28 protein-coding genes are annotated in these 26,481 nt (G+C 64.3%); 21 read left to right on the plus strand and 7 right to left on the minus strand.

The window, feature by feature from the left end:
* A partial coding sequence (locus QZ266_RS11270; RefSeq protein ID WP_295695202.1) for a hypothetical protein occupies positions 1-725 on the minus strand: 725 nt, incomplete at its 3' end.
* A gap of 129 nt (positions 726-854) precedes the next feature.
* Here QZ266_RS11270 and QZ266_RS11275 point away from each other — a divergent pair.
* Both QZ266_RS11275 and QZ266_RS11280 read left to right on the plus strand, forming a co-directional pair.
* Positions 855-1,544: a DUF2306 domain-containing protein gene (locus tag QZ266_RS11275; RefSeq protein WP_295695203.1), complete on the plus strand. Its 690-nt coding sequence runs from the start codon at positions 855-857 to the stop codon at positions 1,542-1,544.
* Positions 1,541-2,254, plus strand: coding sequence for a hypothetical protein (locus QZ266_RS11280; RefSeq protein ID WP_295695205.1), 714 nt, complete (start codon positions 1,541-1,543; stop codon positions 2,252-2,254). Before QZ266_RS11275 ends, QZ266_RS11280 begins: the two co-directional genes overlap by 4 nt.
* On the opposite strand, the gene QZ266_RS11285 is transcribed toward QZ266_RS11280, so the two are convergent.
* The gene (locus tag QZ266_RS11285) at positions 2,251-4,824 is read right to left on the minus strand and encodes a bifunctional aspartate kinase/diaminopimelate decarboxylase (RefSeq protein WP_295695207.1); all 2,574 of its coding nucleotides are present in this window, start codon (positions 4,822-4,824) and stop codon (positions 2,251-2,253) included. The two genes, QZ266_RS11280 and QZ266_RS11285, sit on opposite strands and share 4 nt — an antisense overlap.
* 167 nt (positions 4,825-4,991) lie before the next feature.
* On the opposite strand from QZ266_RS11285, the gene QZ266_RS11290 reads away from it, so the two are divergent.
* The 5 genes from QZ266_RS11290 (at position 4,992) to QZ266_RS11310 (ending at position 10,217) form a co-directional block, all read left to right on the plus strand.
* Positions 4,992-6,458 carry an AMP nucleosidase gene (locus tag QZ266_RS11290; RefSeq protein WP_295695209.1) on the plus strand — a complete coding sequence of 489 codons (1,467 nt, stop codon included), beginning with the start codon at positions 4,992-4,994 and terminating at the stop codon, positions 6,456-6,458.
* Positions 6,459-6,621: 163 nt separating this feature from the next.
* On the plus strand, positions 6,622-7,263 hold the full coding sequence (locus QZ266_RS11295) for a hypothetical protein (RefSeq protein WP_295695210.1): 642 nt from the start codon (positions 6,622-6,624) through the stop codon (positions 7,261-7,263).
* Between the two features lie 84 nt (positions 7,264-7,347).
* On the plus strand, positions 7,348-8,118 hold the full coding sequence (locus tag QZ266_RS11300) for a tyrosine-protein phosphatase (protein WP_295695212.1): 771 nt from the start codon (positions 7,348-7,350) through the stop codon (positions 8,116-8,118).
* Positions 8,119-8,130: 12 nt separating this feature from the next.
* Positions 8,131-9,420 carry an aminodeoxychorismate synthase component I gene (pabB, locus tag QZ266_RS11305; RefSeq protein ID WP_295695214.1) on the plus strand — a complete coding sequence of 430 codons (1,290 nt, stop codon included), beginning with the start codon at positions 8,131-8,133 and terminating at the stop codon, positions 9,418-9,420.
* Positions 9,417-10,217 (plus strand): aminotransferase class IV, encoded by an 801-nt coding sequence (locus QZ266_RS11310; protein ID WP_295695216.1) that lies wholly within the window; start codon positions 9,417-9,419, stop codon positions 10,215-10,217. Before pabB ends, QZ266_RS11310 begins: the two co-directional genes overlap by 4 nt.
* On the opposite strand, the gene QZ266_RS11315 is transcribed toward QZ266_RS11310, so the two are convergent.
* From QZ266_RS11315 to QZ266_RS11325, 3 genes are read right to left on the minus strand one after another with little or no spacing between them, the layout of a single operon-like run.
* Positions 10,218-10,757 (minus strand): TadE/TadG family type IV pilus assembly protein, encoded by a 540-nt coding sequence (locus QZ266_RS11315; RefSeq protein WP_295695217.1) that lies wholly within the window; start codon positions 10,755-10,757, stop codon positions 10,218-10,220.
* Entirely contained in the window at positions 10,750-11,307 is a 558-nt protein-coding gene (locus QZ266_RS11320) for a TadE/TadG family type IV pilus assembly protein (RefSeq protein ID WP_295695219.1), read from the minus strand. Before QZ266_RS11320 ends, QZ266_RS11315 begins: the two co-directional genes overlap by 8 nt.
* A 60-nt stretch (positions 11,308-11,367) precedes the next feature.
* On the minus strand, positions 11,368-11,826 hold the full coding sequence (locus QZ266_RS11325; protein ID WP_295695221.1) for a pilus assembly protein N-terminal domain-containing protein: 459 nt from the start codon (positions 11,824-11,826) through the stop codon (positions 11,368-11,370).
* Positions 11,827-12,096: 270 nt separating this feature from the next.
* Here QZ266_RS11325 and QZ266_RS11330 point away from each other — a divergent pair, with 270 nt between their 5' ends.
* The 11 genes from QZ266_RS11330 to QZ266_RS11380 all read left to right on the plus strand — a co-directional run bounded on the left by QZ266_RS11330 (position 12,097) and on the right by QZ266_RS11380 (position 22,155).
* A complete protein-coding gene (locus QZ266_RS11330; protein ID WP_295695223.1) occupies positions 12,097-12,255 on the plus strand; it encodes a Flp family type IVb pilin in 159 nt (52 codons plus the stop codon).
* Positions 12,256-12,373: 118 nt separating this feature from the next.
* Positions 12,374-12,880, plus strand: coding sequence for a prepilin peptidase (locus tag QZ266_RS11335; protein WP_295695224.1), 507 nt, complete (start codon positions 12,374-12,376; stop codon positions 12,878-12,880).
* Between the two features lie 139 nt (positions 12,881-13,019).
* Complete coding sequence (gene cpaB, locus QZ266_RS11340; protein WP_295695226.1) at positions 13,020-13,856, plus strand: Flp pilus assembly protein CpaB; 837 nt, start codon at positions 13,020-13,022, stop codon at positions 13,854-13,856.
* An 8-nt stretch (positions 13,857-13,864) separates the two neighbouring features.
* On the plus strand, positions 13,865-15,328 hold the full coding sequence (locus QZ266_RS11345) for a type II and III secretion system protein family protein (protein WP_295695228.1): 1,464 nt from the start codon (positions 13,865-13,867) through the stop codon (positions 15,326-15,328).
* Positions 15,329-15,339: 11 nt separating this feature from the next.
* The gene (locus tag QZ266_RS11350; RefSeq protein WP_295695229.1) at positions 15,340-16,026 is read left to right on the plus strand and encodes a CpaD family pilus assembly protein; all 687 of its coding nucleotides are present in this window, start codon (positions 15,340-15,342) and stop codon (positions 16,024-16,026) included.
* A gap of 12 nt (positions 16,027-16,038) precedes the next feature.
* Complete coding sequence (locus tag QZ266_RS11355; protein WP_295695231.1) at positions 16,039-17,556, plus strand: AAA family ATPase; 1,518 nt, start codon at positions 16,039-16,041, stop codon at positions 17,554-17,556.
* A gap of 52 nt (positions 17,557-17,608) precedes the next feature.
* Entirely contained in the window at positions 17,609-19,075 is a 1,467-nt protein-coding gene (locus QZ266_RS11360) for a CpaF family protein (protein WP_367178239.1), read from the plus strand.
* A gap of 5 nt (positions 19,076-19,080) precedes the next feature.
* On the plus strand, positions 19,081-20,073 hold the full coding sequence (locus QZ266_RS11365; protein ID WP_295695234.1) for a type II secretion system F family protein: 993 nt from the start codon (positions 19,081-19,083) through the stop codon (positions 20,071-20,073).
* Positions 20,074-20,080: 7 nt separating this feature from the next.
* Positions 20,081-21,076, plus strand: a complete 996-nt coding sequence (locus QZ266_RS11370; RefSeq protein ID WP_295695236.1) for a type II secretion system F family protein — start codon at positions 20,081-20,083, stop codon at positions 21,074-21,076.
* A 62-nt stretch (positions 21,077-21,138) separates the two neighbouring features.
* Positions 21,139-21,639: a hypothetical protein gene (locus tag QZ266_RS11375; RefSeq protein ID WP_295695237.1), complete on the plus strand. Its 501-nt coding sequence runs from the start codon at positions 21,139-21,141 to the stop codon at positions 21,637-21,639.
* An 81-nt stretch (positions 21,640-21,720) separates the two neighbouring features.
* Positions 21,721-22,155, plus strand: coding sequence for a hypothetical protein (locus QZ266_RS11380; RefSeq protein WP_295695239.1), 435 nt, complete (start codon positions 21,721-21,723; stop codon positions 22,153-22,155).
* On the opposite strand, the gene QZ266_RS11385 is transcribed toward QZ266_RS11380, so the two are convergent.
* Positions 22,152-22,946, minus strand: coding sequence for a tetratricopeptide repeat protein (locus tag QZ266_RS11385; protein WP_295695241.1), 795 nt, complete (start codon positions 22,944-22,946; stop codon positions 22,152-22,154). The two genes, QZ266_RS11380 and QZ266_RS11385, sit on opposite strands and share 4 nt — an antisense overlap.
* Before the next feature lie 102 nt (positions 22,947-23,048).
* On the opposite strand from QZ266_RS11385, the gene QZ266_RS11390 reads away from it, so the two are divergent.
* The 3 genes from QZ266_RS11390 to QZ266_RS11400 are packed head-to-tail and all read left to right on the plus strand — an operon-like array spanning position 23,049 to position 25,639.
* Complete coding sequence (locus tag QZ266_RS11390) at positions 23,049-24,413, plus strand: M17 family metallopeptidase (RefSeq protein ID WP_295695243.1); 1,365 nt, start codon at positions 23,049-23,051, stop codon at positions 24,411-24,413.
* A 33-nt stretch (positions 24,414-24,446) separates the two neighbouring features.
* Complete coding sequence (locus tag QZ266_RS11395; RefSeq protein WP_295695245.1) at positions 24,447-24,848, plus strand: MarR family transcriptional regulator; 402 nt, start codon at positions 24,447-24,449, stop codon at positions 24,846-24,848.
* Entirely contained in the window at positions 24,788-25,639 is an 852-nt protein-coding gene (locus QZ266_RS11400; protein ID WP_295695247.1) for an NlpC/P60 family protein, read from the plus strand. The genes QZ266_RS11395 and QZ266_RS11400 overlap by 61 nt, the downstream gene beginning before the upstream one ends.
* A 98-nt stretch (positions 25,640-25,737) precedes the next feature.
* Here the strand turns inward: QZ266_RS11400 and QZ266_RS11405 are convergent, their stop codons facing one another.
* A complete protein-coding gene (locus tag QZ266_RS11405) occupies positions 25,738-26,403 on the minus strand; it encodes a cytochrome c family protein (protein ID WP_295695249.1) in 666 nt (221 codons plus the stop codon).
* Positions 26,404-26,481 lie beyond the last annotated feature (78 nt).

Consider the following 26,481-nt stretch of genomic DNA (forward strand, 5'->3'; position numbering starts at 1 on the left):
CGGGCGGCGAGCATCGCCGTGAGTCCCATGATGACAAGGCTGCCGAAAACCGGCGGGACCGACAGGTCGGCGATCAGATTGTCCCAGACAAGCAGGACCATGATGGCCAGCCAGACGAGGATGACCGCCTGAACCATCACCCGCAGCCAGGCCAGTTCCCGGCGTTCGGTGTTGGAGAACTGGTCGTGCAGGGCGCGTCGATAGGCCCGCAACCGGTTCAGGATCCGCCAGACATACACCGCGGATACCAGATTCCAGCCCAATACCAGGACGAATACACCCAGCACGGCCAAGGCCGCGTGGAGACCGTCTGGCAACTCGCCGGTCGCCAGGATGGCGGCGACGCTTTGCGCCGGCAGCGTCCAGATCAATACGGCATTTGCCAGGGCCAGAACCGGTCCGGCCAGGTGCCAGGCCGAGATCGACCCTCGCCCCACCGGCTCGCGGCGGGTCAGAGCCCGGACATAACCCCAGAACAAAGGCGGAAGCGTGTACAGCCCGACCAGTATCAGGCCGGCCATCAGCGCCAGGCCATCGGGCCGGATGGCGAGGATCACCGGGCTGATGGCGAGGGTGGCGAGCGTGCCAAACAAGCCGGCCAACCAGTTGCGCGGCACGTCGCCGGACTGACCGGTCAACACGACCATCACGCACAGCAATGCCTGGCCGGCGGCGGCCGAAGCGAGAATGAGCGGTAGCAGGTCGGTGACGGCAAGTGCGTTCATATTGGCGATCGATCTCTGCCTGGTGCTGCTTGTCCGGTGTCCGCGCCTGCAGGATTGGGCGCGAGAGATAACGCGCGTGGCCAGACTGCCACCCTCGCTCTCTGACACAGCCAATATCGGGAATCCAGCATGTCATCCGAATTGCTTTCACTGTTCCACATCCTGTCCGGCACGATCTGTGTCGGCGCCGGTGGAGTCGCTTTCCTCGCCCCCAAGGGCAAGCCGGTACACCGGGCCGCAGGCACGGTCTTCCTGGTCTCGATGCTGGCGACAGCCCTGTCCGGCGCCGTGATCGGGATACTGGAACCGGAACGTCTCCTGATCACCGCCTTCGCCGGTCTTCTGGCCGCCTATCTGGTGCTCACCGGCTGGCGCACTGCGCGCTGGCGGAGCAACCGGCCCGGCGGTTTTGAGTGGAATGCGATGGCCGCCATTCTTGCTTGCATGGCCGGATTGGTGACGCTGGCCGTTCTGGCCCTGCAGTCGGAAAGCGGGCGCCTGCTCGGCTTTGCCGCCGAGGACTATCTGATGCTGGCGATGATGTCGGCCCTGGGCGCGGTCGCCGACCTGACCTTGCTGATGCGCGGTCCTGTGTCGCGGCCCCATCGCATCGCGCGTCACCTCTGGCGCATGGGTCTGGCCTATTTCATCGCTGTCGGCTCTTTCTTCACCGGGCCGGGCGCCCGGGTCTTCCCCGAGGCGTTGCGGGAGAGCGGACTGCTATCGGCGCCCGAGGGTATAACGGCCCTGATGATCCTGGTCTTCCTTGTCCGGACCCTGCTCAAGCGGTCACCCCGTCACCCGGGAGGAGCGTCATGATCAGTGCCATCGGCAATCTGCCGCTCGTCGGACAGCTCCATTTCCTCGTCGGCGTGATCTGCCTTCTTGCTGGCGCCACAGCCTTCATGGTTCGGAAGGGCCGCCACCCCCATCGCCTGGCCGGGCGGGTCTTTGCCGTCTGCATGCTGCTGCTTTGTGCCAGTGGCCTGTATATGAGCCTGTCGCGCTCAATCCTGTTCACGGCCTTCCTCGCCCTGCTGGCCGGGCATGCCGTGACGACCGGCTGGATGGCCGCCGCCCGGATCACCGGCCTGGCCGAGCGGGTTGCCGCTGGCGCGATTTCCCTTGTTGCAATCGCCTCTGCCGGCTCCGGCCTGTTGGTCGCCAACCTGCCCTCGGGCACATTGAACGACTTGCCGCCGGTGGCTTTCTACAGCCTTGGCGGCGTGGCGCTCTGGATTGCCGGCATTGATGTGCTGGCGCTGCGGCGCGGGTCTGCGGATGACCGCCAAAGGCTGACCCGGCATATCTGGCGCATGGGCTTTGCCCTCTTCATCGCCAGCTTCATCTTCTTCTTCGGCAATAACAACGTCCTGCCGCCCGTCCTGCGCTCGCCGATCGCGCTCCTGGCGCCGGTCCTGACCGTGATCGGCCTGACGCTGTATGCGAGTGTGCGGATGCGCTTCGGCCGCCGCCCTGCATTCCCATCCAGGATGAAAATGCAGGGACGGCGAAAGGAGGCCGGCTAGATCACAGCCTCACCGGCCGGTTCGCGCATGTTGTAGCTCGACGCCATGACCCGCCCATAGGCGCCGCCATTGGCGATCAGGATAACGTCGCCTTCCTCGGTTTCCGGCATCAGGCGCTGGGCGCCGAGGCGGTCGGCGGTTTCGCAGATCGGGCCGACAATGTCGGCGATCCAGGCGGGCGCTTCGTCGAGCCGTGTGAGATTGACGATCTCGTGGCGGGCGCCATAGAGGGCCGGGCGGATGAGGGAATTCATGCCCGTATTGATGCCGACAAAGCGCGCATCCGGCGTGTGTTTGAGCTGGGTCACGCGGGCCAGCAGCACGCCTGACTCGGCCGAGATATAGCGGCCCGGCTCGATCCAGAGCTGGTATTTCGGATGCGCCGTCTTGAGATCGGTGAGGACCTGGTCGAGCGCATCCATGTCGATCCGGCGCACGCCGGAGGCCTCGTCGACCGAGAGGCCGCCGCCGAGATCGAGGATTTCGACATCCGGCATGTCGCGGGCGGTCTCCACCAGGAAGAGGCCAACCCGGCGCCAGTGATCGGGATCGGAAATGCCCGAGCCGGAGTGGACGTGCAGGCCGTTGATGATGGCGCCGGCCCTGGCGGCCAGGGTCTTGGCTTCGGCCAGCTCGTCGGCATGCAGGCCGAATTTGGCTTCCGGCCCGGCGGTGCGGACATGTTTGTGATGACCTTCCGGGCGCTGGGGATTGATCCGCAGCGTGATCTTGCGGCCCTTGAAAATCTCCGGCCAGGCGCGCAGCGGGTGCAGGCCGTCGAGGGTCAGGTGGACCCCCATGTCCAGCGCGTCCGCATATTCCGCCCTTGGCGCGAAATTCGGCGTGAAGAGGATGCGGTCGACGGGCAGGTCCGGCACCGCCTTGCGGGCCGCCTGGACTTCCTTGATCGAGACGCATTCCACGCCCAGCCCGGCTTCGACCGCGGTGCGGATCATGTCGGGATGGCCATTGGCCTTCATCGCATACCAGCCGCGATCAAGCCCCTTGAGACCGGCGACGGCGGAGGCGCGGGCCTTCACGGTCTCGAGGTCATAGACATAGGTGGCGCCATCGACCGGGCAGAGATCGAGCAGGGCCTGACGCCTGGCGCGCCACCAGGTGCCGGTGCCGGGCGGGGCGGTCTCGGTCAGATTCTCACCGATCTCGCGCCAGGACGGGCCAAAGGTCTTGTCCATCGGCCGCGGCTGGATGAGCTGGTCATGCAGGCGGCGGCAGAGCGGCTTGCCCTGGTCAGCATCGACTACAACGGTGAGATTGAGGTCATTGGCGGCCTGGGAGACCAGACGCACCGGGTAGTGGGCGAAGGCTTCCATGGCCGGGCCGAACTGGGCGAGGAGGGCGCGCACCCCGCGTCCGACCAGGCTGACGGCGGCGCAATTCTCGATGATCTCGACGCGGGCAATCGCGGCGAGATCATCCTCCAGCGCGCCGAGCACGTCCGGCGTCAGGCCGGGATCATCATCCAGCGAGACCGTGACGGAAGTCTCCGAGGTCGAGACCAGATCGATCGAGACGCCATGGCGGGAGAAGGGCTCGAACGCCTTGGCGAGGAAGCCCGAGGCGCGCCACATGCCGTCTGTCTCCAGCGTGATCAGACGGACGCCCTGCTTCACGGAAACCGCCTTGAGGCGCGGCGCGTCTTCCGACGGGGTTTCCGAGATCGTGGTGCCGGACATGTCCGGGCGATGGGTGCACAGGACCTGCATCTCGATCCCGGCCTTGCGGACCGGCGAAATTGCACGCGGGTGCAACACGCCGGCGCCCATGGAGGCAAGCTCCTGGGCCTCGGCATAGGCGAGCGAACGGATCTGGCGGGCCGCACCGGTGAGGCGCGGATCGGCCGAGAAGAAGCCGGGGACATCGGTCCAGATTTCCAGACGTTCGGCGGCCAGCTTGGCCGCGAAATAGCTGGCTGACGTGTCAGATCCACCGCGGCCGAGAAGGGCGGTATCGCCATCCTCGCGCCGGGCGATGAAGCCCTGGGTGACGATGACCGGCGGCAGGTCGGCGCACAGGCGTTGCAGCGCGTCGTCCGCCTCGTGCTCACAATCCACGGCGAGATAGCCGCGCGCGCCGGAGGCGGGCAGGGCGGCGAGTTGGTCGCGGGCATCGAGCCAGATCGAGTCCAGCCCGCCATGGGCCAGCCAGGCCTGGCCGAGACGGGTCGCCATCAGCTCGCCCTGGGCCATGATGCGGGCCTTGAGGCGCGGACTGGCATCTCCGGTCAGCGCCAGACCGGCCCGCAGACGCGTCAGGGCCTCGAAATGGGGCGCCAGCAGGGCGTCGCCATTCACACCGAGCTCGGCGGCGAGTTCCAGATGGCGCGTCTTGATCGCGGCCAGCTCGTCCTCGCCGGCACCACTGACAGCTTTCTCGACCAGCGTGTCGAGCAGGTTGGAGATCGTCGCGATGGCGGAATGGACGACGAAGACGCGTTTGCCTTCCGCGCGCACGGCTTCAATCCGTTTGGAGATCACACGCCAATCAGCCAGCGATTTAACGCTGGTGCCGCCAAATTTCAGGACGACCCAATTTTGCGCATGTTCCATGTTGAATTCTCCGTTTCGCAGCCCTTGCAGGGCAACGCGCGTGCATATCCGCTCGCGCGTCGATAGCCAACGCCTGAATACGATTGTCCTGCGGTTTTGGCAGCCTGCATTTCCGGGAAGCGGCTTTGCCCTTTATCCGGGCGGGAAAATCGGGCATGAGAACGGCGATGAAAAAAGACTATAAGGTTGCAAGAACACCCGCTGAAGCGGTGGAGCAGCTCGAAGCGCTCTACCAATCGTCCGTTGAACGCCTCCAGACCGCGTTGAAATCCTTCCTTGATGGCGGACCGCCGCCATCCCATGACGACCGCCAGGCTGGGGCGTTTGTCTATCCCGAACTGCGTGTGACCTATGAGCCGGACGGCCCGCCGCCGCCGGTCAGCCGCGCCTTCGGCAAATTCACCGATACCGGGCTTTATGCCTCGACCATCACCAAGCCGGCCCTGTTTGCCGACTATCTGATCGAGCAGCTGACCCTGCTGGCCGACCAGTATGAGATCACCATCGAGACCGGGCCGTCAGAGACGGAAATCCCGTTCTCCTATGTACTCGACGGGGCCGATGGTCTGGATATGGACGCGGCCTCGCCGGCCGAGCTGGTCCGTCATTTCCCCTATGCCGACCTGTCCAAGGTCAATGATGACCTGCCCAACGGCCTTAAAGTCATGCAGCAGGGCGCGGTGAAACCGCTCTCCCTGTTCGAGGCACCGCGGGTCGATTATTCGCTGCAGCGGCTGCGCCACTACACCGGCACGCCCTATGAAGACACGCAGCAATTCATCCTCTTCACCAATTACCACCGCTATGTCGACGCCTTCACCGCCTGGGCCATCCGCCAGCTGAAGGAAGACAATCACTACGAATCCTTCTCGGCGGCAGGCAATGTCAGCGTTGATGCCGACACACCGAACGCGCATGCCGTGGTCGAGGGCGCGCCCTGGCGCCGCTTCCAGATGCCGGCCTACCACCTGAAGGCTCCGGGCGGTCGCGGCATCACCCTGGTCAATATCGGGGTCGGCCCGTCGAATGCGAAGACGATCACCGACCATCTCGCCGTCCTGCGCCCGCAATGCTGGCTGATGATCGGCCATTGCGGTGGTCTGCGTCATTCCCAACGCCTGGGCGATTATGTGCTGGCCCACGCCTATCTGCGCTATGACGCGGTGCTGGATGAGGACATGCCGGTGGAAGTCCCGATCCCGCCGATCGCGGAAATCCAGATCGCGCTGGAACAGGGCGTGGCCTCGGTCTCCGGTGATAGTGGCGAAACCCTGAAATCGCGCCTGCGTACCGGCACGGTTGCCACCTATGCCGACCGGAACTGGGAACTCCGATACGCCGCCCAGGCCAAGCGGATCAACCAGTCCCGCGCTATCGCCGTGGACATGGAATCCGCCACCATCGCCGCCAATGGCCTGCGCCTGCGGGTGCCCTATGGCACGCTGCTCTGTGTCTCGGACAAGCCGCTGCATGGCGAGCTGAAACTGCCGGGTGCGGCCAATCTCTTCTACCAGCGCTCGGTCTCCGAACACCTCGCCGCCGGGATCGAGACGGTGGAAATCCTGAAGCGCGATGAGGGCGCGGCCCTGCATTCGCGCAAGCTGCGAAGCTTTGACGAGCCGCCATTCCGCTAGGGGCAGGGGAGGGACATGTGCCCGAGGCGCGTGTCCCTGATCCGCTTCAAGGCATCGATCGGGGGCTTCCGCGCCGGGCGTGGAACGACCACGCAGCGCCCTTCCTGTTGTTGTCGCCGCGCAAGTCTGGCTAGTGTGGGTTCAAACAATCCGGAACCCGCGCATGTCGACTGCCACCCCTCCGTCTCTGCCCTCCTGGTTTGGCCGCGCCCTTGTCGAGGGCGTGCTGATCGTCTTTGCCGTGGTGCTCGGTTTCATTGCCAATGAATGGCGCGAGGATGTGGCCGACCGGCGTGCGGCCGACGCGGCAATGGGGCGGGTGGTCGCCGAGATCGAGGCGAATATCGCCGCGCTCCAGGACGTGGTCGGCTATCATGAAGCTGTCGTCGAGCGGATCGGTGCGCAACTGGCGGCGATCGAGGCCGGTGAGGCGCCGGCGGACGGGGTCCTGTTCGATGCGGTGATTGCGGTGATGGATCGCGGCGTGAACGCGCCCGGCCTGTCCAGCTTCGCCTGGGAACACGCCCAACAGCATGGCCGGCTCGATATCCTGCCCTATGAACGCGTCGCGGCTGTGGCCCGGGTCTATGAAATGCAGGGCAATGGCGTCAGTGCCACCTGGCGCCAGATCGTCGAGCTGCTCTTTGCGGGACCGGAAATCATGCGCGCGGAAGACCTGCGTCCCAGCCTGCGCTTCACCCAGATCGGCTTTGCCGAGCTGGCCTCGCAGGAACGCTTCCTGATCAGCCAGTATGAGCGTCTTCTGCTGGAAATGGGCGAGGGCGCGGACGAGACGCAAGGGTGATCCGTCGGCAGCGTATTCAGCCGTGGACGGAAATTGTCGGGCTGCAGCCTTGCCGTCGGGCAGGTGATTGCGTACCTCCGATACATGACTCGCATCACACCCCTCGAAGGCGTCCATAATTTCCGGCACTTTCACGGCTATGAAGGCCTGGACGGTGCACGTGTGAAGGACGGGCTTTATCGCTCCGGACATTTCTCGCGTGCCAGCGAGATGGACTGGGATCATATCGGCGGGCTTGGCATCCAGGTCGTCGCCGATCTGCGCAAGCCGCGCGAGCGCACCAATGAACCCTCCAACTGGCCCGATCCGATCGCCCCGCGGGTGCTGGCGTCCGACAAGGGTGATAGCGGCGAGCCGCCGCATCTGCGCTTTCTTCGCTTGGGTGTGCATACGCCGGAGGGCGTGCATGACTACATGCTGTCCGCCTATCGCCGCATCCCGATGGAGAGCGGCAATCAGGATGTGTATCGCGACTCCTATCGCGCGCTGGCGACGGGCGATGCGGAGCGTGGTTTCCTGGTCCATTGCGCGGCCGGCAAGGACCGGACCGGGATTTTCTGCGCGCTCATTCTCGACGAGCTCGGTGTCGACCGCGACGAGGTGATTGCCGATTATGAGATGACCAATGAGGCGGTCGATTTCGACGCCATCATCCCGCGTATCCGCGAACGCATCCAGGCCGAGCACGGCCAGGCCATGGCACCGGAGATGATGCGTATCTTCCTGGGCGTCGACGGCGACTATCTGCGTCAGGCCTTCGAGACAATGGGCGGTGTGGACCATTATGTGCGGACGCATCTCGGCATTACCGAGGATGAGCGGGCGGCCCTGCGGGCGCGCTGGCTGACCGGCTAGGCCTGTCGCCCCATGGCTGGACCGATCCATCAGCATCGCCTCCCATGGCAGAACCCGATTGATGTGTTCGCACCCTGGGCACAATTGCCCCATGCCCTGCTCCTGCATGATGGCCGGCATGGCCGGTCGCGGATCTTTGTGGCGCCCGATGAAATAGCGAGTGGTGCGGACCGGGACGCGTTCGACGCCGTTGCCGCGCGCGGTCGGGTGGATGGCGGGCTGTGGGCCGGTCTGTTTGGCTATGACCTTGCTGCCGCCTTCGAGCGCCTGCCCCATCTCGATCCGCGCTGGCCACCGCTCGCCGTGGCCCGTTATCCGGCCTGGATCGAGTTCGACCGTGAGGCCCGGCAGGTCGAGGTCAAGGGCGTTGAAAAGGGAGCCGTCGCCGACCTGCTCGCGGCAGTCCGCCAGTCAGGCCCGGCGCCGGAAATCCCCGAGACTGATGGCGCGGCGAGCTGGCAGTCGCGCTGGTCGAGCGATCGGTATCTCGCCGCAGCCAGGCGCGCGCGCGACTATGTTCATGCCGGCGACGTCTTCCAGGTCAATCTCTCCCAGGCCTTCGACGTGACGCTGGACCCGGCCGATCATCCCTATGCCGTCTTCCGGCGCCTGGCCGAGCAATCCCCGGCCCCGCATGCGGCCTATCTCTGCCTCGATCCCGATCACATCGTGATGACCAATTCACCCGAACGCTTCCTCCGGGTTTCATCCGGTCATGTCGAAGCGCGGCCGATCAAGGGAACGCGGCGGCGGGCTGCCGATCCGGTCGAGGATCAGCGCCTGTCCGCGGAATTGTCGGCCAGCGCCAAGGACCGGGCGGAAAACCTGATGATCGTGGATCTCATGCGCAATGACCTGTCGCGGGTTTGCGCGCCGGGCTCTGTCTCGGTGCCCGTGCTGTGCGAGATCGAGTCCTATGCCAATGTCCATCACCTGGTTTCGGTGGTGGAGGGCGATCTGGCCGAGGGCAGTGATGTGTTCGACCTCCTGGCTGCAAGCTTCCCGCCCGGCTCCATCACCGGCGCACCCAAGGTGCGGGCGATGGAGATTATCTCGGAACTGGAAGGCGAGCCGCGCGGCGCCTATTGCGGTGCGCTGGGCTGGATTGACAGTGAGGGCGGCGATATGGACCTCAATGTGATGATCCGCACGGCCGCGCTGCGCCGTGAGGGGGCAGGCTGGCGCGCCAGTCTGCGCTCCGGCGGCGGGATTGTCGCCGACAGCGAGCCGATGTCGGAATATGAGGAAACACTGACCAAGGTCTCGGCCCTGCGCCGGGCTCTGGGAGCGGATGCGGAATGAGCGGAATTGCTTTCAAGGATGGCGACTGGATCGAGACTGCCCGCACCGGCTGGGGCCTCGAGGATCGCGGCGGCCTCCTGGGCGATGGCTTGTTCGAGACGCTGCATGTGATCAAGGGCAAGGCGGTCCGCTTTGACCGCCACATGGCGCGGCTGGCGCGCAGCGCAAGCGAGCTGGGTCTGCCCGGTCCACGCGATGCCGACGGGATTGCCGAGTTGATTGGCGAACTGGCCGCCCGCAATGCCCTGAAAGATGCGGTCGTCCGCCTGACCCTGACCGCCGGCGCCGGGCCGCGCGGACTTGAACGGCCGGACGAATTGGTGCCGTCCCTGACCCTGACCGCGGCGCCGCGCAAGGCCCCGCCGGCCAGTGTCGCGCTCTCCCTCAGCGAAATCCGCCGCTCACCGGCCAGCCTGACCGCACGCCACAAGACGCTGTCCTACATGGACAATGTCCAGGCCCGGCGGCAGGCGCGCGGGCAGGGGGCAGACATGGCGCTCCTCACCGATACGCGCGGCAATCTGTCGGGCGGTGATTGTGCCAATCTGTTCTGGCTGACGAGCGGGGAGGTCTTTACCCCGGCCACTGCGTGCGGCGTGCTGGCCGGAACAGTGCGGGCGGAGATCCTTGATTCCATGCCGGTCGAGGCCGGCGCGTTTCCGGTCGATATGCTGGCGGGGGCGGAGACGGTCTTCGTGACCAATGCAGTCTTTGGCGCGGTGCCGGTCACCACGCTGGACGGACGTCCGGTGGGTTCGGGTGAATTGCCGGCGAAGATCGCGGCGATCTTTGCCTGATCAGCCGCGCGAGACGACGATCGATCGACGCGGACGCAGATAGAAGATTTCGGAAATATTGAACTGGCTGACACCGAGTTCGCCGAACATGGTGTCATACTGGTAGTCGACCTCAACCATGATGACCGAGCGGTTGGGCTCCAGAACACCGCCGGGGATGGAGATCGAGCTGCCTTCGGAATAGGGCGCCATCCCGGTGGCGTCCGACCACTGGACCTCCACCGACCCATCGGAATCCATCATCACCGAGGTGATGCGGATCTCGAGCGGGGTCGGGTCGAAGGGGGCCACGATGACGGTGCCGGCATTGAGAATGTCGCCGATCTCGTCATCGGTGATCACATCGTCCTGCGCGACCAGATCGGCCAGGGCGCTGGAGATGGAGGTGATCTTGCGGTCGATGGACAGCGCCAGGCTGATCTCGACCGATCCCAGATAAAGCAGGATCATGAAGGGCGCGATCAGGGCGAACTCCACCGCGGTGACACCACGGCGATCACCGGCCAGACGGCGCAGGGTGCGGGCGAGCGATTTAATCATCGAAGGGCTCGTTCCGGAAAACGGTCGCCGACGTGATCAGGCGCTGATTATTTTCCATGTTTGACAGGGCGCCGCCGAAATTCGGGGTCATCAGGGACCAGCGGTAGAAGACGCGGACCAGGACAATGTCGCCGGCATCGCCGGGATCCCAGCCAAAATCGCCTGTATTCAGAGAGCCATCGGCCGCGACCGGGCTCGACTGATCGACATTGTCGAAGTCTTCAAAGACCTGCACGTCGATCTCCAGATTGTCGCAATCGGCCACGACGGAGATGAGGTCGCAGACTTCCTGGCGGAAACCGGCTTGTGACATGCCGCCGGTCTGGGCTTCGCCGGTGCGTATCTTCCGGGCGGCTTCAAGCACCGCGTTCTCCAGCACCGTCCCGGTAAAGAAGACTGCCGCGATTTCGATCATCGCGAAGAGCAAGAAGAAGAACGGGGCCGCAATCATCGCGAACTCGACTGCCGTTGCGCCATCTTCGGCACGGCAAAAGCGGGCAATGCGCGTGGCTTGCCGCTTGTCTGTCGGGTCTTGAGACGCGCTGGTCATCGGTTCTGTCCTGAAAACCCGGTCATGCCGGGCCTCTCCCTGATCGATTGGGGGCCGTCTTTACTGAGGGGCGTCGCCGGACATCGCCATGTCGGCAGTGGACAGGCGGCTGCGTTGCTGATCGGACAGCGCTTCGGTGCGCTCCACATCACCGCCGGTGCGCGGGATCTCGTCGCAGACCGCACCGCAGGACAGTGTCGACTGGTTCGGGCCGCGGAAGAGGGCGACCTGTCCTTCGACCGGATTGGAGACGACGATGTCGCGCTCATAGATGATCCGGCCGACCCGATCGATGGCGATCACATTGGTGCGGCCCTGCAGGCGGCCCGTCACGACAAGCGTGCGGCCGTCATGAACGAGGGCATCGGCGATCGAGGGATTGCCGACCACGATGGCCGAGGCCTCGGCGGGGAGGCGGATGACTTCAGCATGCTCCACCGGAACAGCAAGGTCGTGAGCGGCCGCGGGGGCGACGCAGACAATCGCCAGGGTGAAGGCGGTGGCAATCCGGTTGAACATTTTGGCGCTCCGTGACGCTTCAGGAAACTGGAGGCCATCCTCGCGCGCGCGTCTGAATCTTTTCTAAACGGGGCTGCATTTATTTGAATGCTTTGGTCGAGAGCGCCGTTATTCAAATGTTAACTATAGCGCACGTTCCGACAAATATATATTTTGGTAACCACGAATTTTTACTCCGCTGAAATCCTTCTCGTGTTTATTGGTCAGCGTTCAGGAGAGGTCGGGACGGATCGGCTCCTGATGGTTGGGTACCTACACGGGAGTAAACAAATGAAAATGATTTCTCGCTTCTTCAAAGACGAATCCGGCGCTACCGCGATTGAGTACGGCCTGATTGCCGCCCTCATCGCCGTTGTCATCATCGGTGCTGTTACGGCACTCGGTACGGGCGTCAGCAACAACTTCAACACGGTTGCCGGCTCGCTCTAAAGCGTCCGTCACTCGTGACAAGTTCGGCGGGGTCGCTCCATTCGGAGCGGCCCCGTTTCGTTTTGCCAACCGCTCATTAAGTTTCGCCCGTCACCTTGCCGGTCAGGGAAAGACGGGGATGAGCGCGATGCTGTTGCAGATCACGATCTTGGTGCTGGCCGGGCTGATGCTTGCGGCCGCCTTTTTCGACGCCAGCAAATTCATCATTCCAAACTGGTTGGTCGGGCTTGTCCTTCTGACCTTCCCGATCGCCGCGCTGGCGTCTGGTCTGGGCTGGTCCGAGGCCGGCAATCACCTGCTTGGCGGCCTGGTGGCGCTGGTTATCGGTTTCGCCCTGTTTGCGCCGGGCTGGATTGGCGGCGGCGATGCCAAATTGTTTGCGGCTGCGGCCCTGTGGTTCGGTTGGCCCGAAATCATCGCTTTTCTTATCCATACCGTGATGGCCGGGGGCGTTCTGGTTCTTCTCCTTCTGGCCCTGCGCTGGCTGGCGCCGCGCATTCCGGCCCTGGCCGGCAAAATCGAGGGTACGGCGCTGGCGGTAAAAGCCCCGGTCCCTTACGGAATCGCGATTGCGGCCGGAGTTTTCTGGAGCTTGCCCAAAACCGCTTTCTGGCAGGCCTTTTAGGCGTATCTGAGCGGTGTTTTACGGGCTCTGAGAAAAGGGGCCGTTAGGGCGCATTCTCCCGATAGCATTAACGCGACTTTGAGGAATTCAGCGTCTCCTAGCACATGTATTCGTGTGCCTGAGAGGTTCGAGACGCTCAATGAACGCCGTCCGCATCGCCATTCTTGCAGCCGCCGCCATCGCCGCGGTCGCGGTCGCCTTTTTCGTCCGCCAGGCCATGTCCAGCAACGAATCTCCGCAAGTCGTGCAGGTTGAGGAACGCCCCTCGGTCCGCATTCTTGCCGCCCGCCGCGACGTCGCCATCGGCGAACGAATCAGCGCGGCCGACTTCTACTGGCAAGCCTGGCCCGATGAGGCGGTCGCGCCAGGATATGTCGTGGAGAACCGTGGTCAGGGCATTGAGGACTTCGCAGGATCGGTGGTTCGGGCCCCGATCAGCCAGGGCGAGCCGATCACAGGCCGCCGTCTTGTCCAGCCCGGCGATGCCGGCTTCATGGCGGCCGTCCTGACACCGGGCATGCGCGCGGTTGCCGTACCGATCTCGGCCGAGACCGGCGCCGGCGGCTTCATCCTGCCGAATGATCGTGTCGACGTGATTGTTTCCTTCGAGGAAGAGTCCGAAGGCCGCCGCGGCTCCAGCCGCTCCTTCGTGGCGCGCACCATTGTCGAGAACGCCCGCGTTCTGGCGATCGACCAATCCTTCGCCAGCGATGACGAAGACGAGGTTGCGGTTGGTGAGACTGCCACACTCGAGCTGACCCCGGACCAGGCGCGTGCTGTCTCGGTTGCTGTGGCCCGCGGCGAGATCGCCCTGGTTCTGCGCAGCCTGACCGACAATACCGGTGACCCGGTCCTGGTCTCCGGCGGCGAGCTGCCGGAAGCCGCAGCCCAGTCCTATGAGGAGCGCCGTTCGAGCTCCGTCACCCTGATCCGCTATGGCCGCTCCCAGCAAGTTGCGCTGGGTGGCGACGAATGAGGACCGAGATGATGATCCGCACCCTTCTCCTGCTGGCCAGCCTGGCCGTCAGCGCTCCGGCGGTCGCACAGCCGACCGACACAGAGCGCGGCAATACCATGCAGGTCTATATCCGCGAACCGGGGAATGGTCCGGTCTCGGAACATCTCGATCTGCCCCTGTCCAAGGCCGCCGTGATCCATCTGCCGGTCGATGTCGCCGATGTTCTGGTGACCAATCCCAGCGTCGTCGAAGCCATCGTGCGCACGCCGCGCCGCGCCTATATCATGGGCATGGGTATCGGTCAGACGAATGCCTTCTTCTTTGATGCCAATGGACAATTGATCCTGGATCTCAATCTGCGCGTTGAGCGCGACCTGACACCGCTCCAGGAGTCGCTTGATCGCTTCCTGCCGGCCGCGCGGGTCGAGGTCGAGGCCATGAATGATCACATCGTGCTGTCGGGCCGGGCGCCCAGCGCGGCCGATGCCGACGCGGCGCTGCGCATCGCCCAGCGCTGGGTCGATGATCCGGCCCACATCCTGTCCATGATCACCGTCGAAGCCCGCGAACAGGTCATGCTGAAAGTCCGGATCGTTGAGATGCAGCGCACCATCGTGCGGCAGCTCGGCGTCAATCTGTCGACGGCCGGCAGCTCCGGCGAATTCGGCTTCGACATTGCCACCTCTCCGGACTTCTCGCGCGTCGGTCGCTTCCTGGGCGGTACGTCCGCCGCGATTGACTGGGTCAGCGGCAATACGGGCGGCGTGGAAAACGTCACCACCCTGTTGCAGGCGATGGAACGCGTCGGTCTGGTGCGAACCCTTGCCGAGCCGAATCTGACGGCGATCACGGGCGAGAGCGCGAACTTCCTGGCCGGTGGTGAATTCCCGGTGCCTGTCGGACGCGATCGCGACGGCAATATCATCATTGAATACAAGCCCTTCGGTGTCGGCTTGGGCTTTACGCCCGTGGTCCTGTCCGAAGGCCGCATCTCGCTGCGCATCTCGACGGAAGTGTCGGAACTGACGAGCCAGGGCTCGCTGACCTTCCAGTCGAACAATGTCACGGATGACGACGGAAATATCATCGGCACGGTGCCGGGCCTGACCATTCCGGCCCTGAATGTGAACCGCGCCGAGACCACTGTGGAACTGCCCTCGGGTGGCAGCCTCGTCCTGGCCGGTCTGATCCAGGAAGAGACGCGCCAGAATCTCGATGGTGTTCCCGGTGTCCAGAACCTGCCGGTGCTGGGATCGCTGTTCCGTTCGCGGGATTACGAGAACCAGGAAACCGAACTGGTCGTGTTGGTGACGCCTTACCTGGTGGACCCGACGAATCCGAACCAGATGCAGACGCCTGCGGACGGCTTCCGCAATGCCAGTGAGGCTTCGGCCCTGCTCTTCGGCCGCATCAATCGCGCCTATTCGGTCCCCGGATCGGATACGGGCGAGCGTGGCTGGAGCGGGCCGGTTGGCTTCCTGTTCGAGTAGTGGAGTTGGTGATGGTGGCCTACAAAAAGAATATCGGTGCCCTGATCGGTCTGGCGAGCCTCGTCTCGCTCGGAGCCTGCGCGACACATACGCCGCCGGCGGGACTGAATGTACCGCAAGCCACGGCCGTCGCGGAAACCTACCGCGCCGAATTCGCCGTCGATGAACGTGATAATGGCCTGACCTGGGCCCAGCAAAGCGTGCTGGCCTCGGTCGCTGCGGAATACAAGGCGCGCGGCCATGGTCCGCTGGTGATCAGCTATCCCCAGGGTGCCGCCAATGAGGACGCCGCAATCGGCGCCATCGCCGAGGCCCGCAGCTTTTTCTATGAGCAGGGCATCGACTGGCGCGTGATAACGGGCGGGGCTTATGACGCCCGCGGCCAGCGCCATGGCGAGCTGATCTTCTCCTTTACGCGATATGCCGCCCAGGCGCCGCGCGAATGCAATGGCAGCTGGGACAATATGGCGATGGAGTTCGACAATCAGCACCACAGCAATTTCGGCTGTGCGATGGCGGTGAACCTGGCAGCCATGGTCGCCGATCCGCGCGATCTCGTCGCGCCGCGCGACATGGAGCCGGGCGATACCGGTCGCCGCCAGACCGTGATTGACGGCTATCGGGCCGGCGAATCCACCGCCAGCGAGCGCAGTGATTACGAAAGCGGCGCGGTGTCCCGCGTCGCCAGCGGCAATTAGGGAGGGCCAGTCATGACCGATGCCAATCGCGCAATGAAGCAAGACCCCTTCCTGGACGGTGATGATCCCTTTCTGGATGCAGCCGATGTCGAACGCCTTCTGCTCGGTGAAGCGACGCGGGAAGACATGAACCGCGCGCCGGCGCCGCAGGAAACCGCGGATGATCTCGGCGGGGATGACCCCTTCCTGTCCGAAACTGCGGTCGAGCCGGCAGCGGCTGAGCCGGCCCGGGCGCCGCAGGATCGTGTGATCGACCCGGTTTTCGAAGATCTCCAGGATGAAGTCGCCGCGATGTCGGTCGGCGAAACCCTGTATGGCGAAGTCGATAGTGACGTGCCGGACCAGCCGGTCCCGCGCATCTCGGTCGGCGCTTTCTGCGAACGTCCGGAAACCGGCGCCCTGATCCATAATGCCGCCGGTGATCGCCGCCTTGCCAAGGCGCATGTGACGGTCGAGCTGGGTGGTCTGCCAGCCGCGATCGAGCGTTATCATGACGAGACGACGCCGAACCTGCTGATCATCGAGAGCGGCATGCGAGGGCGCGGCCTGTTTGACCAGCTCGAGGAGCTGGCCGGTGTCTGCGATCCGGAAACCAAGGTCATCATCGTTGGCGCCGCCAATGATATCAGCCTCTATCGTGAGCTGATGAAGCGGGGCGTCAGCGAGTATCTGGTGCCGCCCATGACACCGATGCATGTCATCCGCACCATTTCCGAGCTCTTCCTCGACCCGGAACAGCCCTTTGCCGGCAAGTCGATTGCCTTCATCGGCGCCAAGGGCGGCGTCGGCTCCTCGACCATCGCGCACAATTGCACCTGGGCCATGACCGAGAGCATGCAGTCGGACGCCGTCCTGGTCGATCTCGATCTGTCCTTCGGAACGGCCGGTCTCGACTTCAATCAGGACCCCGCCCAGACATTGGGCGATGCCCTGGCCGAGCCGGACCGTCTGGATGACGCACTGCTGGACCGCCTCCTGGTGCGCTGTACCGATCGCCTGAGCCTGTTCTCTGCGCCGGCCACGCTCGACAAGGAATGGGATTTCAACGCCCAGGACTATGAGACGGTGCTGGAGAAAGTCCGCCGCCAGGCGCCTTATGTGGCTCTCGACCTGCCGCATATGTGGACGCCCTGGGTGAAGCAGACCCTGCTGGCCGCTGATCAGGTTGTGGTCACGGTTGCCCCGGATCTGGCGTCCCTGCGCAATGCCAAGAATCTGTTCGATCTCGTGGCCGGTGCCCGTCCCAATGACGAGCCGCCGCGCGTGGTGATCAATATGGCGGGCATGCCCAAGCGCCCGGAAATCCCGGTCAAGGATTTCGCCGAAGCGCTCGGGACGCCGCCGACCCTGGTCCTGCCTTTCGAACCGCAATTATTCGGCAAGGCCGCCAATAACGGCCAGATGATCACCGAACTCGATCCCAAGTCGAAAGCGGCGGAGGGCTTCTCGCATCTCGCCAGCCTCGTCTCCGGCCGGACACCGGTGGCGCCGCCCAAACGTTCCTTCATCGCGAAACTTTTCGGAGGCTAGAGAGCCCATGTTCGGCAAGCGTGCCGGAGGCCCGACACCCACACCCGCACCGATGACGCCGCCGACGGCTGCGCCCAAGGATGAGGCGCGTCCGGAGCCGGCTGCGCGTCGTGAGGGCCAGGCAGCACCGGCGGCCAAGCCTGCCGCGGCGGCGCCCAAGCCGGTCGCGAAGCCGGCGCCCGGTGCCTATTCCGGACCGAAAGCGGCCAAGCGGACGGCCCGCATTGCCGAAACCGGCGGGCGTTCCGAAGAATATTACGCGATCAAGACGACGATCTTCAACGCCCTGATCGACACCATTGATCTGGGCCAGCTGGCGCGGCTGGACAATGAGACGGCGGCCGAGGAAATCCGCGACATCGTGACCGAGATCATCTCGATCAAGAACGTCGCCATGTCGATCGCCGAGCAGGAGCAATTGCTCCAGGATATCTGTAATGATGTCCTCGGCTTCGGTCCGCTCGAGCCGCTTCTGGCGCGCGATGACATCGCCGACATCATGGTCAATGGCGCCGACCGGGTCTTCATTGAGGTCAACGGCAAGGTCGAGGAAACGAATATCCGTTTCCGCGATAACGGCCAGCTGATGAATATCTGTCAGCGCATCGTCAGCCAGGTCGGCCGCCGCGTCGACGAGAGCTCGCCGATCTGTGACGCCCGCCTGATGGACGGCTCGCGTGTCAACGTGATTGCCCCGCCGCTGGCGCTGGACGGTCCGACGCTGACCATTCGTAAGTTCAAGAAGGACAAGCTGCAGATGCAGAACCTGGTGGAGTTCGGCTCCATCACGCCGGAAGGCGCCAAGGTTCTCTCCATCATCGGGGCATCGCGCTGTAACGTCCTGATCTCCGGCGGTACCGGTTCGGGCAAGACGACCCTGCTCAACTGCATGACCGGTTTCATCGAGGAAGACGAGCGCGTCGTCACCTGCGAAGACGCCGCCGAACTCCAGCTTCAGCAGCCGCATGTGGTGCGCCTGGAGACCCGCCCGCCGAACCTGGAAGGTTCGGGGCAGGTGACCATGCGCGACCTGGTCAAGAACTGCCTGCGTATGCGTCCCGAGCGGATCATCGTCGGTGAGGTGCGTGGCCCGGAGGCGTTTGACCTCCTGCAGGCCATGAATACCGGTCATGACGGGTCCATGGGCACGCTGCACGCCAACTCGCCCCGTGAGGCCATGTCGCGGATCGAGTCGATGATCACGATGGGCGGCTATAACCTGCCCGCCAAGACGATCCGCGAGATGATTGTCGGGTCTATCGACGTCATTGTTCAGGCTGCCCGCCTGCGCGACGGGTCGCGGAAAATCACCCATATCACCGAAGTGGTCGGGATGGAGGGCGATGTCATCGTCACCCAGGACCTCTTCCTCTACGAGATCAAGGGCGAGGACGAGCACGGCGATATTGTCGGCCAGCACGCCTCGACCGGTATTGCCCGCCCGAAATTCTGGGATCGCGCCCGCTATTTCGGCCTGGAGCGCGAGCTCGCGAATGCGCTCGATGCATCGGAGGCCTGATTGCGATGAATGAGGACATGATCATTGTGCTCGCTGCGGCGGCTGCCTTCATGGCGGTCGGCGGCGTCGGCTGGGTCGTGGCCGGCGCGGCGGGTGATGTGCAATCGAAAAAGCGGATGAACCGCGCAGTACATGGGGGCCTGCAGCGCGGGCGACGCCATATATCGGCGCTCGACCAGGCCGCCCAACGCAAGCGTCAGGTCCAGGAATCGCTCAAGGATCTGGAACAGAGGCAGCGCGACCAGCGCAAGAAATCCCTGTCCATCAAGGCCCGCATCCAGCAGGCCGGCATGTCGTTCACGCCAGCCGTCTTCTGGATGATTTCCGCCGGTCTCGCCGTGGCTGGCTTGTTGATAGCCCTGATCACCGGTCAGAATCTGGCCGTCACCGGCGGCATCACGGTCATCGCCGGCCTCGGCATGCCACGCTGGTGGCTGGGCCTGGCGCGTGGCCGTCGGCAGAAGCAGTTCTCGGGCGAGTTTGCCAATGCGCTCGACGTCATCACCCGCGGTGTGAAGTCCGGCCTGCCGCTGAATGAGTGTCTCAAGATCCTCGCCAAGGAAAGCCCGGAGCCGGTGCGGACCGAATTCGAGAAACTGGTCGAGGGTATCGCTGTCGGTGTTTCCCTGCCGGACGGTCTCGACCGGATGTGCGAACGCATGCCGCTGCCCGAGCTCAACTTTTTCCGCACCGTGCTGATCATCCAGCAGAAGACCGGCGGTAATCTCGCCGAGACGCTGGGCAATCTGTCCATCGTGCTGCGCTCGCGCAAGATGATGCGCGAGAAGATCGGGGCGCTGTCCTCGGAAGCCAAGTCATCGGCCGCGATTATCGGCTCGCTGCCGCCGGGCGTTCTCGGCATCGTCTATGCCACCACCCCCTCCTATATGGGCCAGATGTTCGTGGACCCGACCGGTCAGCTGATGCTGCTCGGCGGTGTGACCTGGATGTTCATCGGCATCATGGTCATGCGCGGCATGATCAACTTCAAGATCTGAGGCGGGCATGTTCGGAATCGGCTTCACAGAGATACGCGACTTCCTGACCGACCCGCAGAGCCTGATTGCCCTGGTGGCGGCTGTGCTGGTCTTCGCGACCATTGTCACCCTGTCGGCGCCGGCCCTGAGCACGGACAAGCTCGACAAGCGGATCAAGTCGGTCAACAACCGCCGCGAAGAGCTGCGCCGCAAGAGCCGCGAAGCGATGGAAGCCGTGGCCCGTGGGGGCAAGGGATCGATCCGCGGCGCGGAGGCCAAGGGCCTGGTGCGCCAGGTCGTGGACGCGCTCAATCTGCAAAAGGCCTTCGAAGATCCGGCCTTGCAGGAAAAGCTGGCGCAGGCTGGCATGCGCGGCAGCCGTCCGGCCGTAACCTTCTATTTCTTCCGCCTGCTCTCGCCCTTCATCCTGTTCGGGCTGGCGCTGGCCTATGTCTTCCTGATCAATGATTTCGGCCTGCCGCAAATCACGCGGATCTGCTTTTCCTTCGGGCTGGGCCTGCTGGGCTATTACGCGCCCAATCTCTATCTCTCCAATCTCGCCGCCAAGCGCCAGCAATCGATCATGGGTGCGTTTCCTGACGCGCTCGACCTGCTGCTGATCTGTGTCGAGAGTGGCATGTCGATCGAGGCAGCCTTCCACAAGGTCTCCAGCGAGGTCGGGTCGCAATCGATCGAGCTGGGCGAGGAATTGTCCCTGACCACGGCTGAATTGTCCTATTTGCAGGATCGCCGGATGGCCTATGAGAATCTCGCCAAGCGCACCAATCACCCCGGGGTGAAGGCGGTTTGTACCTCTTTGATCCAGGCCGAGCGCTACGGTACGCCGCTGGGGCAGGCCCTGCGTGTCATGGCGAAGGAAAACCGGGACATGCGCCTGGCGGCAGCCGAGAAGAAGGCGGCCTCCCTTCCGGCCAAGCTGACCGTGCCGATGATCATCTTCTTCCTGCCGGTCTTGTTCGTGGTCATCCTCGGTCCGGCCATTATCCGCTTCAATAGCATGTGACGAATCCGTTCTGGCGCGCTACTTGAATAGCACCATGCATGTTGAACAGGTGGACACAGTCCATGTTTTCCGGGCGCAAGACAGCCGACCAGCTCCGTGACGAGATCCGCAATGCGGATGCCGCCGTGGGCGAAGCGATGAGCGCGCTCGCCATCAATGATGTCGCGACTGCGCGTCAGGCGCTTTCGGCTGCGCCGCGGACCCATTTCGTCGACATGGGCTGGAAGGTCGGGCTTGCCGGCGCGATGATCGAGCTCAAGGCCGGCAAGATGAAGGCCGGCCTGCAGAAGCTGATCGCCGTCTGTTCGCGTCTCGATGACACTGACCTGTCCCGCGACGACAAGAATTATCTCCGCCTCTATGCCCTCTACCGGGGCAGTGACGCGTCGAAGGATGGCCGCGCGCCGGTCGAGTTGCGTGAGCTGGTCGAGGATTTCCGCTTCGACCACACGCTGGTGACGCCGCTCTTGCGCAAGGACTTCCCGCTCAAGGCGCTTGATGAGGCCGAGCCGGCACCGCCGCCCCCGCCGCCCCCACCGCCCGTGCCGAGTGATGCCGACTGAATATTTCTATTCCGCCGCGCTGCGCTTTCAGTATGGTTTCCGGAGGGGCGAGGCGATTTTTCGGTAGAACGGGATCACTCCATGAAAATCACGCGCGAGTTCGCGCTCTATTGGGGCACGGTCCTGTTATGCGGATACGGGGCGGTCACCTATGGCCGCTGGGGCCTGCTCGAACTGCTTGTCAGGACCGGCACCTGGCCGTCCGACTGGTTCGAATTTGATGCCTATGGCTATGTCGCCAGCATGTCGGTCTTGCAGGAAGTCGTCTTCGTGCTGGCCACGCTCTGCGCCCTGACGGCCTTTGCGCTGCTAGTGCTGCGCTCACGCTGGTCGGCTGCGATGTATGGCGCCTTCTTCCTCGCATCCATGGTCGACTGGCTGTTGCTCGTCGGCAATCCGTTCATCGGCATGGGGCTGAACGGCTATTTCGGGATCACGGTCAATCTGATCGCCCTGTCGGCGGTCATCATGATCACCTCGATGGGCTTGCTGAAGGGGCGACCGGCCCGGCGCTAGTTCTCGCGCACCGCGTCATAGCGGCGATTGGTGGTCAGCATGGCGCGGATATAGGCCATGTTGGCCTCGGCCATTTGCGGAGACACATCGACGCGGGCCAGTTCCTCGGCTTCGGCGAAACGGCCCTGGAGGGCGATCACGAGCGCCAGATTCTGGCGCACCGTCGCGTCCGCGCCCGGGCGCACCATCGCCTCGCGCAGCATGCGCTCTGCTGTGTCAGCCTCGCCGGCAGTGACGTAGGACATGGCCATATTGGACAGGATGGACGGTTCGCCAGGGGCGAGGTTCAACGCGTCACGGAAGGCATTGCGGGCGGCTTCGCTCTGCCCGGCCTGTTCCAGGGCAATGCCCAGCGCATTGTGGGTCTGCCAGCGACCGCTATCAATCTGGGCGGCCCGGCGCAGCGATTCGATCCCGGCGGCACCGCGCCCACCGGCGGCAAGCGCACTGCCATGGGCCAGAAGGACATCGGCATTGTCCGGATAGAGCGCCAGCGTCTGGCGGGCGACCTCGCTTGCGCGCTGGTAATTGCCGAGCTGGCGCAGGGCGCGGGACAATTCCAGCGCGGCTTCCAGATCCGACGGGTTGAGATCATGGGCTTCGGCCCAGAAGGCGGCCTGGGTGAGCAGGTCCTGGCTGCGCACGGCCTGTCGCTCGCTGGCCGAGGCCGGCACGATCGTGTTGGCATTCATCGTGTCGATGACGGCCTGTTCCTGTTCGGTCGGTGCCGTCGTCGCACAGGCTGCCAGAAACAGGGCGCCAAGCGGGGCGAGAAGGATGTGTTTGCGCATGGTAAAAGCCGGACCACTGTTGAGCATGTCTTGAATCTGGGCTGCGCCGGTCAAGAATGGGTTAATCCATCCGACTGAACCGGACTTGCAAAAGGATATGTCATGACCGCCCTGATTGCCGCCGCCACCAATGCCCGGATACTGCGCCTTGTCGGCGAGGCTGACGCGGCCTCCGCAATCGCGGCGCTGCCCGCGGATCAGCGTTCGCTGGCAGCCGGATTCAAGGGCAAGCCCGGCCAGATCGTACTGCTGCCCGATGGCGGTGACGCCCAGGCGCTGTACGGGATCGGCAAGGGCGGTGATGCCTTCGTGCTGGGCGGCGCGGCGCTGACCCTGCCGCAGGGCGCGTGGCAGCTGGAAGGCCTGCCTGCCGATATCGATCCCACACTGGCGACCACGGCCTGGGCACTCGGTAGCTACAGTTTCACTATCTACAAGCCGGCCGCGCGCGAACCGGCCCAACTGGTCGCGCCCGAGGGGGCGGATCTCGACGAGGCGAAATCAATCGCCGCAGCCGTTCATCTGACCCGCGATCTCGTCAATACGCCCGCCGATCGCATGGGGCCGGAGGGGCTGGAAGCGGCTTTCCGTGATCTCGCCGAGACGTTCGGAGCGACAGTGCGTGTGACCCGCGGCGATGACCTGCTCGCGCAGAATTATCCCATGATCCATGCCGTTGGCCGGGCGGCCGGCGAGGCGCCGCGCCTGCTCGAGCTGGAATGGGGTGATGAGCGCCATCCGCGTCTTGCCCTTGTCGGCAAGGGCGTGTGTTTCGACACGGGGGGGCTCGACCTGAAGGCGGCGCAATTCATGCGCCTGATGAAGAAGGATATGGGCGGCGCGGCCAATGCGATGGGGCTGGCCCGCATGGTGATGGCCGGCAATCTGCCCGTGCGCCTCCACCTGCTCGTGCCCGCGGTCGAGAATGCGGTCGGGGCCGGGGCTTTCCGCCCGGGCGACATCCTCGACAGCCGGCAGGGGCTCACTGTCGAGATCGACAATACCGATGCCGAGGGGCGTCTGGTGCTGGGCGACGCCCTGACCCGCGCGACCGAGGAGGAGGTCGATCTCCTGCTCGATTTTGCCACGCTGACCGGCGCAGCCCGCGTCGCCCTGGGGCCGGAAGTCGCCCCTTTCTATACTGATGACGACGCGGTCGCGGAGAGCTTGGCCCGCAGTGCCGGCAAGGTCGCCGACCCGCTTTGGCGCATGCCGCTGTGGGATGGCTATGAAAGCGAGATGGACGGTGACATCTCCGATCTCGTGAACAGTGCCGCCACACCGATGGCCGGATCGATCACGGCTGCGCTCTTCCTGCGCCGTTTCGTCGGCGAGGCCAGCTGGGTGCATTTTGACATTTTCGCCTGGAATCCGAAGGCGCGTCCGGGGCGTCCCAAGGGCGGCGACATGCATGCCGCCCGCGCCGTTTACCAAATGCTCAAGGAGCGCTTCCAGAATAAGGGCTGATCAAGCCGATCGGACTGATTCTTGGAGACCGGTATGCCGTCACAGGCGATGACATCGCTTGAGATGATGAGACGCGTGTCAGCGGACGCGGTGCGAGGCGCCGCGGCCGACCTGACCGCGCGTCAATTTGCGCTGCTTCTGGCCATCTTCATGAAACCGGGCCCGCATGCCATTCGCGATCTTGCGCGCCAGCTCGACCTGCCCAAGCCAGCGGTCACACGGGCGCTGGACGTGCTCGAACGCCAGGGCTTTGTCAGGCGCAAGCGGGACCGCGCCGACAAGCGGGATGTTTCGGTGCATCGCACTGTAAAGGGGGCGGTTTTCCTGTACGATTACGGCGAAACCGTCGCTCATCGTGCCGAGGAAACGCGTACATGTCCCAGCTGGATCCCCGCCTCACAGCCGCCCGCCCGGACCTCGCATCCGCTGAATTGAAGGGCCAGGTCGAGGCAGAGCGCTTCGTCGAGCCGGTCGATCACCAGGCGATCTGTGCTGCGGTGCCGATCCGCAAGGCGCCTGACCCGTCTGCCGCCATGGATGACCAATTGCTGGCCGGTGATGTCTTTGCCGTGCTCGAACAGCGCGAGGGCTGGGCCTGGGGGCAATCGCGGGCCGATGGTTATGTCGGCTGGGTCGAGATGGCCTGTCTGTCGCCGGACCTGCGGCCCGTCGATCGCAAGGTCACCGTCCTGCGCACCTATGCCTTCTCAGAGCCCAGCATCAAGTCGGTGCCCAATCACCTGCTCAGCCTGAATGCCGGTTTCGCGGCGGGGCGCCGCGAGGGGCGCTTTGTCGAGGCTGTCGGTCTGGGTTGGGTGATCGAGGCGCATGCGGCACCGCTGGAGGCAATGGCCGGTGATTTCGTCGCGGTCGCCGAAGCCTTCCTCGGAGCCCCTTATCTGTGGGGGGGCAAGGAGAGCCTGGGGCTGGATTGCTCCGGCCTGGTCCAGATGTCGCTGCAGGCATCCGGTCAGGCGATCGGGCGGGACGCCGATCAGCAGGAGGCCGCGCTCAAGGCCGTCTGGCGTGACGTGACAGACAATCCGGAGCGTGAGCGCGGGGATGTCGTCTTCTGGCCCGGCCATGTCGGGATCATGACCGATAGCGAGCATTTCCTGCACGCCAATGCCTCGACGATGGATGTGACGCTGGAACCCTTCGCCGAAGCCGAGGCGCGCATACGGGCGGCGGAGAATCCTGTTCGGGCCATCTATCGGCAGCCCTGATCGGCACGCGCAAAACCCGCTGACAAAGAAAGATCCCCGGACAAAGAAAAAGCCCCGGACGATGTCCGGGGCTTGATCATGTCGCGATGGCGAAAGGGCTATTCGCCGCCTTCGGTGTCCTGCTGGGCTTGTTCAGCCATGTCGTCAGCGGCTTCGTCCATGCTGCCCATGGCGTCTTCCACGGCTTCGGCCGGGGCGTCGACCGGCAAGGGGGCCGGAAGCGGCATCGGATTGTCCGACAGGGAGCGCATATAGGCGATCAGCTCGAGGCGGGTGTCGTCATTGCCGAGACCGCGGTAGGACATCGCCGTTCCGGACGCATAGCCGGACGGGTTCTCGATGAAGGCGTCGAGCGCTTCATAGGTCCAGGCACCATCCAGGGATTGCAGCGCTGCGGAGTAGCTGAAGCCGTCGCGCGAGGCGATGTCTGTTCCGACAACACCCCAGAGGTTCGGGCCAACGCCATCGGCGCCACCTTGATCAAAGCTGTGGCAAGCGGCGCAGCGGCGGGCTGCGCGTTCGCCGGCACCGATATCAGCGGCAGCCAGAACCAGACCGTAATCGGTCGGGCCTTCGACGATCACTTCGGTGGTCGCGCCAGCGCCGATCGCGGCCCAGTCAACCGGGTAAGCGGTGTTCTCGGCCGTCAGCTCATGCGCAGCGTGGGAAGGAACCAGCATATGCCCCAGTTCCATGATCGCCAGGACCGCCAATACTGTTGCCAGCACGACGCCGGCAACCTTGTTCCAGAAGAGTTCGCCCATGGACGCCCCCAAATTCAATCAGGTTGAAAATCGATCCGTGTTTGGCACGCACCGCGCCATCAGGCAACACCGCAACGC

The sequence above is a fragment of the uncultured Maricaulis sp. genome, assembly GCF_905480005.1.
GTDB lineage: Bacteria > Pseudomonadota > Alphaproteobacteria > Caulobacterales > Maricaulaceae > Maricaulis.